At 69.5% G+C, this 13782-nt stretch carries 15 protein-coding genes; all 15 read right to left on the reverse strand.

The genetic code is table 11. The features are described 5' to 3' along the window. Position 1: 1 nt before the first annotated feature. On the reverse strand, positions 2-1210 hold the full coding sequence (locus tag CYQ11_RS19770; RefSeq protein WP_104651038.1) for a siphovirus ReqiPepy6 Gp37-like family protein: 1209 nt from the start codon (positions 1208-1210) through the stop codon (positions 2-4). Next, positions 1211-2068, reverse strand: coding sequence for a phage tail family protein (locus CYQ11_RS19775; protein ID WP_104651039.1), 858 nt, complete (start codon positions 2066-2068; stop codon positions 1211-1213). Beyond that, on the reverse strand, positions 2065-5244 hold the full coding sequence (locus CYQ11_RS19780) for a phage tail protein (protein ID WP_104651040.1): 3180 nt from the start codon (positions 5242-5244) through the stop codon (positions 2065-2067). The genes CYQ11_RS19775 and CYQ11_RS19780 overlap by 4 nt, the downstream gene beginning before the upstream one ends. A 3-nt stretch (positions 5245-5247) precedes the next feature. Further along, a complete protein-coding gene (locus CYQ11_RS19785) occupies positions 5248-5553 on the reverse strand; it encodes a hypothetical protein (RefSeq protein WP_181143715.1) in 306 nt (101 codons plus the stop codon). A 65-nt stretch (positions 5554-5618) separates the two neighbouring features. Continuing rightward, positions 5619-5960, reverse strand: coding sequence for a phage tail assembly protein (locus CYQ11_RS19790; protein ID WP_104651042.1), 342 nt, complete (start codon positions 5958-5960; stop codon positions 5619-5621). 48 nt (positions 5961-6008) lie between these two features. Then, on the reverse strand, positions 6009-6755 hold the full coding sequence (locus tag CYQ11_RS19795) for a phage tail tube protein (RefSeq protein WP_104651043.1): 747 nt from the start codon (positions 6753-6755) through the stop codon (positions 6009-6011). A 16-nt stretch (positions 6756-6771) separates the two neighbouring features. Next, positions 6772-7275, reverse strand: coding sequence for a phage tail termination protein (locus CYQ11_RS19800; RefSeq protein ID WP_104651044.1), 504 nt, complete (start codon positions 7273-7275; stop codon positions 6772-6774). Continuing rightward, positions 7275-7715, reverse strand: coding sequence for a hypothetical protein (locus CYQ11_RS19805; protein WP_104651045.1), 441 nt, complete (start codon positions 7713-7715; stop codon positions 7275-7277). Before CYQ11_RS19805 ends, CYQ11_RS19800 begins: the two co-directional genes overlap by 1 nt. Next, complete coding sequence (locus CYQ11_RS19810) at positions 7715-8050, reverse strand: phage head completion protein (protein WP_207793749.1); 336 nt, start codon at positions 8048-8050, stop codon at positions 7715-7717. The genes CYQ11_RS19805 and CYQ11_RS19810 overlap by 1 nt, the downstream gene beginning before the upstream one ends. Beyond that, positions 8047-8502 (reverse strand): hypothetical protein, encoded by a 456-nt coding sequence (locus CYQ11_RS19815; RefSeq protein ID WP_104651046.1) that lies wholly within the window; start codon positions 8500-8502, stop codon positions 8047-8049. The genes CYQ11_RS19810 and CYQ11_RS19815 overlap by 4 nt, the downstream gene beginning before the upstream one ends. Positions 8503-8570: 68 nt before the next feature. Continuing rightward, positions 8571-9632: a phage major capsid protein gene (locus CYQ11_RS19820; RefSeq protein ID WP_107501324.1), complete on the reverse strand. Its 1062-nt coding sequence runs from the start codon at positions 9630-9632 to the stop codon at positions 8571-8573. 79 nt (positions 9633-9711) lie between these two features. Then, positions 9712-10182 carry a hypothetical protein gene (locus CYQ11_RS19825; protein WP_104651047.1) on the reverse strand — a complete coding sequence of 157 codons (471 nt, stop codon included), beginning with the start codon at positions 10180-10182 and terminating at the stop codon, positions 9712-9714. A gap of 2 nt (positions 10183-10184) precedes the next feature. Beyond that, positions 10185-11315, reverse strand: a complete 1131-nt coding sequence (locus tag CYQ11_RS19830; protein WP_104651048.1) for a VG15 protein — start codon at positions 11313-11315, stop codon at positions 10185-10187. Beyond that, positions 11312-12754: a phage portal protein gene (locus CYQ11_RS19835; RefSeq protein WP_243469282.1), complete on the reverse strand. Its 1443-nt coding sequence runs from the start codon at positions 12752-12754 to the stop codon at positions 11312-11314. The genes CYQ11_RS19830 and CYQ11_RS19835 overlap by 4 nt, the downstream gene beginning before the upstream one ends. Positions 12755-12778: 24 nt before the next feature. After that, on the reverse strand, positions 12779-13780 hold the full coding sequence (locus tag CYQ11_RS30370; RefSeq protein ID WP_243469283.1) for a terminase large subunit domain-containing protein: 1002 nt from the start codon (positions 13778-13780) through the stop codon (positions 12779-12781). Positions 13781-13782 lie beyond the last annotated feature (2 nt).

A 13782-nucleotide genomic window follows, 5' to 3' on the forward strand; every position in this document is an offset into this window, starting at 1 on the left:
GTCACCACACTCCCATCAGCGACATGATCTGGTTGTCCGAGCTGCCGCCTTCGGCCGTGCGCTCCAGCGCGGAGACGCGGGTCTCGGTGGTCTGGACGCGCCGGGTCAGCGCGGTCCTGACGTCGAACCCCGCCGGGTCGCCGAGCAGGGCGCCGACCTTGTAGCCGTCCGCGTTGGCCTTGAGGACCATGCCGGTGACGGTGGACACGAGCTCCTGGTCCTCGACGACGACGCCGACCTGATCGCCCAGGTACCAGTCGATGCCGAACCGCATCGCGGAGTCCTCGACCGGTACGGCCTGGACGGCGACGGAGGTGAAGCCCTCCTTGGCCATCACCTCGTTGCCGGCCTGCTGGAGTTCCGTCCAGTCGCTGGTGTTGCGCTGGTCGACGAACCGCTCGATCCGCCGGGCCCAGTCGACCTCGGCCGCGATCGAGGTGGGGGTGTCCACGGCGAGGAACTGCCGCGCGGTGAGGTCGCCCTGGCCCGCGACGAGAACCCGGGTCGCGCCGGGCGGTGAGATGGCCACCCGCTGGCCTGAGAGCGTGCGGTTGCGCACGTCGAGGCGGACCTGCCGACTGCGGTCGACGATCTGATACGTCTCGAAGACGAGGCCGCTGCCGCGCTGCACGATGCGAAAGCCCAGGCTGGCGACGACGGCGATCTCGGTCAGCAGGCTGCCGAGCACCGGGAAGCGCGCGCTCTTGGAGACGGCAGGTCCGCGGCCCAGGTTGGTGCCCATCGTCAGCCCGGCCCGGCGCCTCGGAGCCGGCGCGGCCGGGCCGAGGTTGGCATTCACGTAGGCGTGCATGACGGTCTCGGCCGGGCCGGTGCGGGTGTCGTGCGCCTGGCGCTGGCCGGCCATGTCCGCGTTGGACGGCTCGGGCAGGGCCAACATGTCCATGAGCATGACGCTGTCGGACACGCCCTCGAAGGTGACGGTGCCCGCCGGGTCCTCCGGGGTGGAGGCGAACTCAGGCTTTACCGTCGGGCCGGAGATCAGCACGTCGGTCGGGCCGGTGACCACCAGGCCGGAGCCGGGCGTACGCAGGACCGGGGCGAGCGGATGCTCGGCCGCCAGACTCAGCTTCCACGTCCCGACGTTGTTGAACGTCTCCTGGATCTCCAGGACGAGTTCCTCGGGGCGGATGATGCCCTGCCGCGCGAGGGTCTTGTCCCGGACCTCCACCGTGAGGTCACTGAGCTTCACTCAGATCACCATCCATTTCCGGGGCCGCCATGAGCAGATGACCTTAGAGTCGGCGGTGACGCCGAGGAGTTGGGCTGTGGCCGTGGAAAGGCCCGGACGGATGCTCCAGAAGCGCGGGGCGGGGCCGAGGTCTGCGTACCGGTTGGCGCCGGTCTGGTCGACGACCGTACCCGTGCGGGCGTCGAGGGTGAGCACCTCACCGGCTGCGAGGGTGCCGTTCCACGTGATCGTCTCCTTGTCGGGTGAGACGGCCTGGAACGCGTGGCCGGGGCCGTGGATCTCCCACACGGGGTAGGCGACCGCGTCGCCCGTGTTCTCCAGGGTGATCGAGCCGATCGCCTGGGAGGCGGCGACCGGAAGGGACACCATGCTCGACAGGAACGAGCCGGTCTTGGTGTCGCCGCCGATCACCTGGGACGACGCCTCGGACGAGGTGAAGTAGGGGTCGGACGCGCGGAGGGTGACGACCGTCTGAAGGTCGCGCTCCCCGGTCGTGCCTTGCCCGTACGTCACGTCGCCGCCGCCGGTGCGGACCACTTCGGTCGTCCATCGCGACCCGTCGTCGTTGACCAGTGCGAGGGTGCAGGGTTCGGCCAGGACCAGGGCGAGGCGGGACAGTAGCTCCGCCAGGTGCTCGCGGTCCCGGCCGACGATGTCGAGCGGCAGGTCGATCTCGCGGGACAGGACACGCTTGCCCCGGTAGACCGAGCCGTCTCCTGCTCCCTCCAACCACTGGACGGACACGGGCGGCAGGCCGACGCCGGTCAAGCCGGTCAGGGCCTGCAAGCCCGTGCCCTTCTCCTGCACCTCGTTGAGGTTCAGGACGTCCAGCGGACTCTCCAGCTGGAGTCTGATCACCAGCCCACCATCCTTGCCCGGCCAGCGGCCGTGAACAGGTCCTCTTCCGCGCTCAGGGAGCTGCCAGGAGCGGCGTAGTAGTTGAGGACCTTGGTGACGCCGCCGCCCGCAGCCGCCCCGGCGAGGCCGTTTGCTGCGGAGGCGTAGACCCCGCGTGCGGCGCGGAGTTGACCGATGGTCGGGGAGTCGAACTGGGTGCCGGCCACGTTGTCGGTCAGCCCCTTGAGGGAATGGCGTACGGCGTCGTAGCGGGACTCAAGTCCGCGGATGAAGCCCTCGATCACGAGCTGGCCGGCATTGGTCAGCAGGACACGGTCGAGGGTCTCCGGGCCCTTCCAGTCGGTGAGGCTGCTGGTCAGGTCGCCGAGCTTCTTCTTCACGTCGCCGAACATCGAGCCGATACCGGAGATGAAGCCCTTGATCAGGGACTTGCCCGCTTCCACCAGCTTGGCCCCGATGTCGCCCAGCGCCTCAAGGGCCTTGCCGGGCAGCTCCTTCATGAACGTGACGACCGCCGAGATGCCCTCGGAGACGGCCGTCCCCAGCCCGGTCCAGGCGTCCTTGAACAGCGTGGCGACCGCGTCCCAGCCCGCCTTCGCGACGCCGCCGACGGCCTTGAGGCCCTTACCGACCAGGCCGATGATGCCGACGTTGAGCACGACCTCGATCGCGCCGAGGATCGTGTCCCAGATGCCCTTCACGAAGGAGCAGATCCCGTTCCACAGGTCCGACCAGCCGCGCTTGAACACGTCCCAGTTGCCGGTGAACAGGCCCTTGAACAGGCCCCACCAGATCTCGAAGAACCCCTTGATGAAGTTCCAGACGCCAACGAAGACTTCCTTGAGACCTTCGAGCACCAGGCCGACACCGTTGATCGCGTTGACCAGGGAGTGCGCCAGGATCTCGATGACGAACTGGATGATCGGCACCAGGACCGGCATCAGGAAGTTGACGATCGCCAGCAGTGCCTGGAGGAACGGCTGGATCGCCTCGGCCACCCGGGCAAACGCCTCGCCGAGCTTGGGCAGGAACTCCGCGATGACCTGCTGGAGCATCGGCAGGAGCGGCGTGATGACCGCCGTGACGATCTGGAGCAGGACCGTGACGACCGGCGTCAGCGCGGTGAGGACCGTGGAGATCAGCCCGGCCAGCACCCCGAGGATCGGGGCAAGCGCGGTCACGAGCTGCTCGACCAGCGGTGCGACCGCCGCGAGGATGACGGTGAAGACCTGGGCGATCGGCGGCAGGATCACCGACAGAGCCTGGAACGCAGCCGACAGGAGCTGGCCGACGATCGGGACGAGCTGCGTGATGATCGGCGCGAGCTGCTGAATCGCGCTAGTGAGGGCGCCGCCCAGCAGGGCGATGATCGGAGTGATCGACGGGGCGAGCGTGGTGAACGCATTCGCTAGCGGCACCAGGGCGGCCGAGACCAGCGGCCCGAGGACGAGCATGAACTGCGCGACGATGCCCATCAGGGCGCCGAGCGCCTGGCCGAGCGGGGCCATCGCCGGAGCGAGCGCCTGGACGGCAGCCTCGATGCCGGAGAACAGCAGCGTGACGCCGCCGGTCACCGCTGGCTGCGACAGCGCCGAGGCGATGGAACCGATGACCGTGCCCAGGATCGTGCCGACCTGCGGCAGAATCGTTTCTGCAAGCTGCGCGAGCTCGGTGAACAAGCCCTTGACCGCAGGCCCGGCCCCGGAGGCCAGGTTGGCCATCGCCTCGTGGGCGGCCTTGAACGTGCCGACCAGCCCGGCCTGGAAGCCGGGGCTGTCCACGATGGCGTGGATGTGCTCCAGCGTGCCGGCCAGCATCCCCAGCGTGGAGCCGCCCGCCTCCTGGGCTGCGCGGCCGACGCCGGCCAGGATGCCGCCGAGGTTGAACAGGACCGAGCCGAGGTCCTTGACGTTCTGGATCGCCGTCGTGATCCACGTGGCGAGCCGGCCGTCGCCCTCGGCCGCCGTGAGGAAGTCCGAGAAGCGCGTCGAGATGTTGACGAACCACTTCGCCAGCGCGGGCAGGTAGCTCGTGCCGACCTTGCCCAGGGTGGCGATGATGTTCGCGAACGCCCCGGTGCCGGTGGTGGCGATGGTGATCGACCCGGCGAGGTCGGTGAACATCTGGTTCAGCGCCGGGTCGAGCGCGCCCTGGAGGCCAGTGGCCAGGCCGCCGAAGAACCCGCCGATCTGGGTCGCCGTCTGGGCCAGGCCCGCGGTGAACTTCGGCAGGAGGCCGTCGACCAGCTCGCGGATCGGCTTGGCGGCCTGGTCCCACAAGTTCTTGCTGATCGTGTCCTGGAGCCCGGACAGGGCGGACTTGACCTCCGGCAGGACCTTGTTGAAGTCCTTGAAGGCGGCGATCGTGACGCCGATGCCGACCGCCATCCCGCCGAGCAGGCCGGGCAGCAGGAGCGCGGCCGGGCCGATCTGGGCGAGCGACGCACTCAGGGCGGCGAGGTTCGACGCGGCCGACAGGCCCCATCCGGCGAGGCCGGCAATCGCCAGCGCCAGGGAGCCGATGATCGGAACGGACTTGTCCAGGTTCCGGATCATGTTGCCGAGGTCCTCGAAGATGTTCGTGAGCACCCGGGCGCCCGACAGGGCCGCGAGAGCGGCGCCGACCTTGGCGACCGAGGCGTTGTCCAGCTCCGGCAGGATCGGCACCGTGCGGGGCCGGGTGAGGACCTGGAGCCGGGCGGAGATCGCGGCTCCGGTGCCGTTGGCGATGTCGAGCTTGACCTCGACCTTGAGCGGGGAGACCTTGTCCCGCCAGTGCTCAAGGTCGTGTTTGATCTTGTCGAGGTTGCCCTGGTCGAGCTCCAGCTTGACGTCGCCGCTGACCTCGACGTCGTCGGCCCGGAACTTGATCTTCTGGTCGCGAGCGCGGGCCTGGAGGTCGCGGACCGCCTGCTGGATGGCGCGACTCATCCCGGTGGAGTCGATCGTCGTGTAGAAGCGGACCTTGCGCGCGTCGGTCGTCTTGTTCTTGGCGTTGACCTCGCGGATCTGGGTGATCAGATCCCGCTGGAGGCCGGTGGCGTCGATCTTCGCGCCGACGATGACCTTGAGCTGCTTCTCGATCCGGTCGAGCTGCACCTGGGCCTTGGCCCGGAAGTCGTCGGTGTCCGGGAGGACCTTGACCGAGACTCGGCCGATCACCTGCCCTGCGGGCATGCGTCACCTCCGGGCGAACTGCTGGTAGATCCCCGCGACGGAGGCGTGCTTCTTGGCCGGTGCTGTCTTGGCCTTTGCGGTGGGGCGGGGCCAGGGCGGAATCTTGGGCGCCTTGCCCTTGGCCCAGTTGCCGGTGGCCCTCGTGTTGCTGTTGATCGCGTCGAAGAGATCGGCGCTCAGGTAGCGGTCGACGCCCCAGCCGAAGAGGTCCCGGCCGCCGGAGGCGAGGGCGACGGTCAGGGAGGTGTCGGGGAGCCTCTGCGCGAGCAGGAGCACCAGAGCGGGGCTTGGCCCCCGGCCTGCGATCACGTCACCGAGGTCGATGCCGTAGTGGAACCACAGGTCGGGGTACAGCCCCTCTCCGTACTCGTCGATCAGGCGGCAGAGGCCGAGGCTTCCCCCACCTGAGTGCTCGCGCCGTAGGTCTCGAAGATCTGGGCGAGCACGGCGAGGTCGCCGCCGATCGCAGCCAGGAGTGCGTCGGCCTTCTGGCCGTTGTCGGACACCAGGCGGATGGCGTCCTCCAGGAGGACCTGCTGATCGGCGTTGTCCGCTTCGAGCTGGTTCTGGAGCTCGTGAAGCTTGTCGCGGCTGGCCTTCGGCAGGCGGAGCGGGTTGATCAGGTGGACGACGTCGCCGCTGCCGAGGTCGATGTCGGTCGAGGCGTACTTGGCGTCTGCGGCGGCGCGTATGTCGTCAAGGGTGTAGCTGGCCAAGGGGGTTGTGACCTCCGGGGTGAGTCAGGGAGAGGGGAAGGACGGGGATCAGGGGGCCTGGCCGGCAGTCCACGCGGTGCCGTTCCAGTACGCCTTGGAGGCGTCGCCGAGAAGAACGTGCTTGCCGGTGGTCCACGCGGTGGCCGGGCTGGCGACGACGCCGGACATGGCCGCCAGGTTGGCCGGGGTGATCGCGCCGGTCGGGGTGAAGCCGCCGGGGGTTCCGGCGGTCGCGCCGGTCGCGGGCAAGTTGGTCGCGCCGAGCGGGGTCACCGCGTACGTCCAGGCGTTGGAGCCGTAGGCCATGGGCTTCACGCCGATCGGCAGGCCGGCCAGAGACTCGGTGTCCGAGAGGGACAGGTCGTCGGCCCGGTAGATCTCTGCCTTCGGGGCGTAGAAGGCGAAGTGGTGGGTGCCGTCGATGAACAGGGCGAGGAACGCGGCTACGGTCGGTGTCGGGTCGGTCGGGACGCCCACGCTGCCGTCGGGCAGGAGCGGCGCGTTCGAGCCGTAGAACAGGCGCAGGCCCGCCACGTCGAACTGCTGGAGGGTCAGCGCCATCGTCTCGGTGCGGGCGCCGTACTTGGTCCGCAGGTTCTTGTTCTGCAAGGTGCCGATGACGGTGGCGTCGCCGCCTTCGCTACTGATTCCGAAGATGTCTTCGAGGCTGGTGTGCCCGACGGTGTCCCAGGGGGATGTGGGGGCGAGCAGGTCGGTGGGGATCGGCGTGCCGGGCGGTGCGGTCAGGAAGTTTCCGCTGCCGACGACGAGTGTTGCGTCGTCGTTGATGGGCAAGAGCGAGGCTCCTTACTCAGGGGGATGGTTGGGCGTAAGGGCGGCTCCGCGGGCGCCGGATCTCGATCTGGTACGTGGTCTCGTACCGCCACACCCCCACCGGGAGGTCGGCGTACTGCACGGGCCCGGTCGAGGTCGCCCAGTCGGTTGCCCGGCGGGGCGCGGAGTTGATCTCCGCGCGGGTGATGTGGCCTCGGCCGGGGACGACCTTCTGGCGGAGCCAGGCGTCGCGGAGCACGACGCGGACGGCTTCGGCGAGGATCGCCGCGTCCTCGTCGCCGTCGGGGTCTTCGCAGAAGGTGTGGACCGTGACGAGGGCGGAGTCCACGAAGCGCGTGTCGCCGTTCCACTCGCCGAAGGTGGGAGCGCGGCGGACGAGCACGAGGGGGAACTTCTGGTCCTTGGCGATCAGCGACTGCACCCGGATGCCAGGCAGGCCCTCTCGCAGGAGGGCGAGCATCAGGTCTTCGACGGGGGAAAGTTCGGCGAGTGCCTTGATCTGGTCGGGAAGGCCGGCCACTACGGTTTGCGTCTCGCCTTCTCGTTGGGGACCTGCACGCGCGGGCGCCGCTTCTTGGGCAGGTTGGAGGCCCGGGTGAGGATGAACAGGCCCTCCATGGCTCCGACCTGCACCTCGAACTCGTTGCCGAACTTGTCCTTGCGGACGGCGGTGTAGCCGGAGCGGCCGAACTCGATCGAGGCCGCGGAGTTCGCATAGCTCTCGGCGGGGGCCTCGGGCCGGTTGGAGGTGTTCGAGTCGGCGAGGATGACGTACTTGTCGACGTCGCCTTCGTCGAGCTCGATGTGCGCGATGCCCTCGGCGCGGTGGGCCATGAGGAGCTCCTCGGCCCGGACGCCGATCTCGAACGCCTTGGCCTCCAGGGCGGCCTGCACCCCTTCGTTCAGGGCGAGGGCCTTCTCGAACTTCCGGCCGCGCACACTGGCGTAGAGGTAAGCCATCAGGGGCGCTCCCGGATGTCGATGCCCCAGTGCCGGGTGCGGCGCGATCCGTGGTGGTAGGCGGGAGGGGAGACGATGTCCCACTGCCGGCCGTCGAACTCCACGCGGGACCACAGGGTCACGTCGCTCAGGGCAGGGTCGACGAGCATGCGGACGATGTTGATCTGCTGCTGGCCGGGCACCTCGGCCTTCGAGGAGCGTTGGGGGATGAACGCGGCCCGCACCTCATGCGGTCCGTCGCCGTCCGCGACGAGGACCTCGTTGCCGCGCTTGTCGGTGACCGTGGTGGTCTTCCAGATCCGGGCCTTCTGGCCGCGCCTGCGCTGCACGCTCACCAGGGCCCCCGGTCGTCGGAGAAGAGGGGGAAACGGTCCCCGGCGTAGTCGACGGGGACGAAGCCGCCTGCGCCGGGGCGGATCTTGGAGTCCCAGGCGCTGATGGCGACGCTGGACAGGCCGGGCTTGCGTCCGCCGAGCTCGGCCAGGAGGCGGATCTCCTCGCGGGTGAAGTAGACGGTTCCGGCGTCCCGGCCGATGTCCGACCAGGCCAGCGTCTCGTCGCCCGCGCGGGACTGGGTGTAGCCGCCGGGGTTGCGCAGGTAGCGGGCCGCGGCCTTGAGGACGAGCGTCTTCACCAGGCGGGGTGCCTTGTCGGCGGGCCAGTCCCGGCCGTACTCGGCCGCCAGGTCCGAGGCGTCCTCCAGCGCCGTAGCGGCGATGCGCAGTTCGTCCTCGTCGAGCTCCCAGTCGAGGCGGCCCTTGAGCTCGGCGACAGTGGCGTACGCCATGGCGAGCCTCCTTTCGGGCAGGGCCCGGCAGGGGCCAGCTCAGGCGGGCTGGCCCCTGCACTCGGGGGTTAGGCGTTGGCCGGGTCGGTCTCCGGCTTCATGCCGGCCGGGGTCCACACCTTCGCGTCGGACACGCCGGTGATCTTGGCGAGCTCGGAGCCGGCGGCCGGGTAGTCGCTCTTGCCGTCGAGGGTGAGCTTGATGCCGCGCACGAAGTGCTCCTGGGTGGAGATGATCTCCTTCTCGGCCACGTCGTCCCAGCCGACCAGGATGTCCGTCACCGACCGGAACCCGTTGTAGGTGTTTACGACCGAGCGGTCCTGGAGGTACAGGGAGTCGTAGTCGCGAATCCACCGCAGGGCGATGCCCTCGAAGCTGGTGGTTGCACCGTAGGGGACGGACTGCGGCACGGACGGGGCGCCAGAGAGGAAGATGAACGCCGAGCTGGCGAACGCGTACGCGGTGTCGGCCGGGATGGTCTGGTCGACGACGATGCGGAAGCCCATGCGGTCGCCGAGCGACGCGGTCCGCAGGGCGGACTCGGCCTCGGCATCACCGATGTTCTGGGCCAGGTTCAGCTTGTCGTCGTTCAGCAGGGCGCTCTCGAAGTCGGAGCCGACCAGCAGGTAGCGGCCTTCCTTCGGCGCGTGGAACGCGTTGAGGACCCGGCGCGCCTCAATCAGCGCGGCCCGGAGGTTCTGCTGGGCGTTGCCGATCGTCGCGTTGTAGGTCTGACCGGTCAGCGTCTTGACGGCCCGGCGCTGGAGACCGCGCGCGACGGCCTTGACCTGCGGACGGAGCAGGGTCGACCACTGGTCGATGTCGAAGTCATTCTGCTCATCCGTGAGCTTGATCGCGCTGTACGAGTTGCCGCCGAACGACACGGCGATCTTCCGCTCGGCGTACTCGTCGAACTGGATCGGCGCCGAGCGGTCGTTGCGCCACGCATAGTCGTGGAACGGCAGGATGCCTTCCACCTTCATGCTGATGGTGTCGTTGTCGGCACCCTTGAACTGGTCTATGCCCTGCTTCTGGAACAGGTTGGGGATCAGGAGCTCCTGCTCCAGCATCCCGACAGCGGTGTTGACGAGCTTCTGCGGCTTGACGACCTGGTGCTGGTTGGTAGGCAAGGGGTTCTGTAACTCCGGGGGCGTAGAAAAGCCCCCGGTCAGCGGACCTGGGGGCTAGGGGGAACGTTTCTTCAAGGCGCTAGATGCGGCGGGAGCGGCGCGCGAGCTTGCGCGGGTCCATCTCCCCGTCGTCCTCGTCAGACGGGTTCAGGCCGCCGCCCAGGGACTCGGGGGCCGGCGGCGCGAGGAAGGACCGGAGCGACTTCGCGTCGGCCTCCAGCTCCTCGACGGTCGCGCCGCGAAGCCGGGCCGCGAGCGCCTCGGGCAGCTCGAAGCGGCGGGCGACCTGGGCGACCACGAGGGAGTGCTCCAGCTCGGCGTTCTTCGCCTTCACTTCGGCGAGCGCAGACTCGAACTCCTCCGGGCTCTTGGCCTCGGTCAGTCGCGTCTCAGCGTCACGCAGGCGTGTGCGATACGACGCAGCCTCAGTGCGAACCTTCGACAGCTCCTTGCGAGCCCAGTCTGGGAGTTCGTCCTCCGGCGACGGGGCGGGCGGGGGCTGCTCGTCGGGCTTGGTCTCGTCGGTGGGGTCAGTGTTCTGCTCAGACACGGTCACGCCTCCTGGGCTGTGGTGGTCGGTGGCCGCGCCGCCTGGGCTTCGGCCTGGTGGTGTGCGCGCTGCTGGGCTCGCAGGAAGCGGCGCCACGCGTTCAGCGCGCCCCTGCCGCTGTAGCCTTTGGTGACTTCCGGCCACAGCGCCTGGTACTGCCGGTTCAGCTCGAACAGGCCGCTGCCGTCGAACTGGTCGCGGCGGAAGACCGGCTCCGCGTAGCAGTGGCAGTGGTCGTGGAAGAGGTCGCCGTCCTTGTAGGTGGCGGACCGCTCGCTCTTGTAGGCGACTCCACGGCTGATCAACATCGCGCAGAAGCCGCACGGGGTGCCGGTGCGGGACAGCCGCACATACCCGAGGGCCCGGCGGTCGCGGCTGGTGTGGTTCCAGATCGCCGACCGGCCGCCGTTCATCGCGACCCGGGAGGCGGCCCCGGCCTGCTGGGCGCCCGCCTGGCGGTGGGCCTCCTCACGCTGCCGGTCCGCGTCCCTGGCGGCCTGCTGGTTGTCGACCTGCGCCAGCCGCTTGTCGAGGTTGCGGGTGCCGAGCGCGTCGAGGACGGTACGGAGTTCCTCCTCCGCCTCCCGCTCGATCCGCTCCTCGTCGTCGCGAAGGCCCTCCAACTCCTCGACGAGGATGCGCTCCCAGTCCTCCGCGTGGTCGTCGAGCTGGTGCTCGTCACCGTTCTGCGGTGCCTCCCGGGCGGCGTCTGCGGTGCGGCTGGCCTGCTCGCTGACCGGCTGGTCGGCCGCCTTGTCCGGGCGGGCGGAGCCGTCGGTGGACGGGGCCGGGGCGGGCACCTCGTAGGTGCCGGCCAGGGTGGCGAACTGGCGCCGCAGGTCGCCGAGCGTCACCGTCGAGGGCTCCGGGTGGTACGGGTCGGCGACCGTCGTACCGGTCTGGAGCGCGCGGGCCAGGCGGTAGTAGGCGCGGGCCAGGTCGCGGGCCATGCGCCTGCGGCCCATCACCAGCGTGATCGCCCGACGCAGCCAGCCCGGCGCCGTAGCCGCGCGTTGCGCGGCCGGGACCTCCGACCAGAGCTTGAACGCCTCGGCGGTGGTCTCGACGCCGATCTGGCTCAGGGCGAGGTGGAACGCCTCGGCCGCCTGGTCGGCTTCGGCCTGCCGCTTCACGCCGCCACCGGGGCGGGCCGGGCGGCCGGCTCAGGCGTTGCCCGCTTGAGCGCACTGGCCAACTGGCCGACCGAGTCGTCCTGTTCGGCCTTGTGCTCCCAGTCCTCCAGCTCGGTCTGGGTGACCCCGGGCACGCGCGCCCACAGGCCGCGAGCCGGGATGCCGAGCTGTTCGCGGAGCTTGCCGAGCGCGTCGGCGGACTGCGCGAGGCTGCGGGACTCCATGTCGCGCCACATGACCTCGCCCCGGTAGTCCCCAGCGGAGGCGATGTGCCCGGACAGCTCAGCCGCGAGACGGAAGACCCTCTCCCACGACTCGCCGAACGCGACGCGGAACTCCGCGATCTTCCTGCTCAGGGCAGTCTCGGCTGCCAGGAGGGCCTCGGCGCTCAAGTTGGCGATCTGGCCCAGGAGATGGTGCGGCGGGGTCTGGGAGACGGCACTCAGGTGCCGCACGGACATGTCGATCGAGTCGATGAACCCCTGCAACGGTGTCTCGTCCAGCGAGCCGAACCGCACGTCCGGGTCCTCGGCGAACAAGAACCGCTTCGCGTTGTGGTTGATCGGCAACGGCACGGGGTTGCCGGCCGCGTCCAGAACCGGCTCGCCCGTCTCCGGGTCGCGCTGGATCGGTGGCGCCATGCCGGAGACCGTCCGCACCTTGGTAGACCCGTAGGTCTGCGCGAGGAGCAGGTCGAAGACGCTCTGGTTGATGCGGTCCTGGAGGGCGATCATCGGCTCGATCACGCCGACGGTGCGGCCCTCCAGGTCGACCGAGGCGGCGAAGCGGGTGACCGGGCATTCGCTCGCGCCGTGCCGCCGCAGATCCGAGACGGTGACGCTGTCCGGGTCGTCCAGCGACAGGAAGCGCACCACATACTCGCTGCGGGCATCCCACAGCCGGGCCCGGCCCGGGTCGTCGCCCATCGGCCAGGTCACGACCGTCAACGCCGCGAAGGGCGTCTCGTCGTTGGCCGGGTCCTCGAACAGCGCGGCCGTCCGCAGCGCGGACAGGCCCTTCGTACGGACCTGCCCGTTGCGGGCCCGCTCGGTCAGCGTGAAGCTGTGGCCGTACGTCAGCGCGCCCCGGTACACCGCGGCCTGCCGCGCGTCGAGCCGACTGCGCTGCCAGTGCTCCCACTCCACGGTCGTGGAGTCCGCAGCGGCCGGCACGCCCCCGCCCGATTCGCCGGGCCGGAAGGCGTCGACGTACAGAGCCTGGGCGGGCGTCGAGACGAGCAGGGGCATCCAGTTGGACACCGCCCGCCTGGCCAGGAGCCGGTACTCGTCGTCGGCCTGCGGCGGCATGTACGGGTCGTCGTGCTGCCCGTGGAGGTAGTCGTCGATCCTGCGCAGTCGGGCACCGTCGCGGCCGAGGACGGCGAGGAGCTGCCGCGCGAGCGCGGCAGGAGAGACGGAGGCGGCCAGGGGAATCACCACCTTCGTTACACTCTTACCATCGGGTCACAGGAAGAAACCGCGGCCGGAGCGGGCGCGGACCTTCTTGCCTCGGGCGCGCAGGTCGACGAGGCACTCGTGCGCGAGCATCAGCGCCGCGTAGAGGTCGACTTTGCGGGGGCTGTCCTTCGACTCCTTGCCGAAGCTCAACCCGTAGTTGTTGGTGCGGCGGACCGCATTGAGGGCGTGCCGGCGCAAGGCTCGGTCGCCGTCGTGGCGGAGCTTGCGGTCGAGGATCGAGCGCAGGAGACGCTCGTGCGCGAGGGTGCTGGCCTTGAGCGAGGAGCGCATGTCCCAGCCGATCGAGTCCCGGCCGGGGGCCTTCACGGCCAGGCCCTCGCCGTAGGTGTCGGACCACTCGGAGATGTAGGACTCCCAGAGCGCGACGTCGGCGTACATGCCCTGGACCTTGAAGACGCGGAAGGCGTCGTGCACCGCCGAGTCGACCAGGTCGCGGGGGACCTCCCAGCCGTCGCCGCGTGGGCCGTCGGGCTTCTCCCACAGGCCGAGCACGAAGGCCGCCATGTCGCTCACGCGCAGAGCCACCAGAGCTGTGCTGTCGTCGCGGAGGCCGCCGTCGAACCCGATCACGATCTCGTCGCCGGGCTTGAGCACCTTGGTCTCGTCGCGGAGCACGTCCCAGTCCGCCGGGCCGAGGAGGGCGTCCTCGCTCGCCACGATCTGGTTCAGCCACATCCGCCGCGAGCGCGAGGGCGCCAGCGTGGTGTCGAGGATGGACTGGAGGATCGTCTCGACCCTCAACCAGATGGCGTCACCGCGGATCTTCGGCAGGACGATCCGGATGGCCTCCGGGGTCAGCGGAGTCGCGGGGTGGGCCTCGATCGAGTCGTACATGAACCCGATGTCCGAGGCTCGGCCTTCGCGGATCTTCTCGAATGCCTCGCGCATTCGCTCGGCAACGGAATCCTCGCCGGGCAGATATGCATTGGTGATCGCCAGATAGCGCGAATCTTTCTTCGTCGCATTTCCGTCGATCGTCTCGTACATTC

The sequence above is a fragment of the Streptomyces cinnamoneus genome (assembly GCF_002939475.1).
In the GTDB taxonomy this organism is placed as follows: Bacteria; Actinomycetota; Actinomycetes; order Streptomycetales; family Streptomycetaceae; genus Streptomyces; species Streptomyces cinnamoneus_A.

Excerpts from the sequence above, each read along its gene's own strand:
- CYQ11_RS19815 (WP_104651046.1), bottom strand. The coding sequence starts at position 8,502 with ATGGCGTACGCCACTGTCGCCGAGCTCAAGGGCCGCCTCGACTGGGAG.
- CYQ11_RS19780 (WP_104651040.1), bottom strand. The coding sequence starts at position 5,244 with ATGCCCGCAGGGCAGGTGATCGGCCGAGTCTCGGTCAAGGTCCTCCCG.
- CYQ11_RS30370 (WP_243469283.1), bottom strand. The coding sequence starts at position 13,780 with ATGTACGAGACGATCGACGGAAATGCGACGAAGAAAGATTCGCGCTAT.
- CYQ11_RS19805 (WP_104651045.1), bottom strand. The coding sequence starts at position 7,715 with ATGGCTTACCTCTACGCCAGTGTGCGCGGCCGGAAGTTCGAGAAGGCC.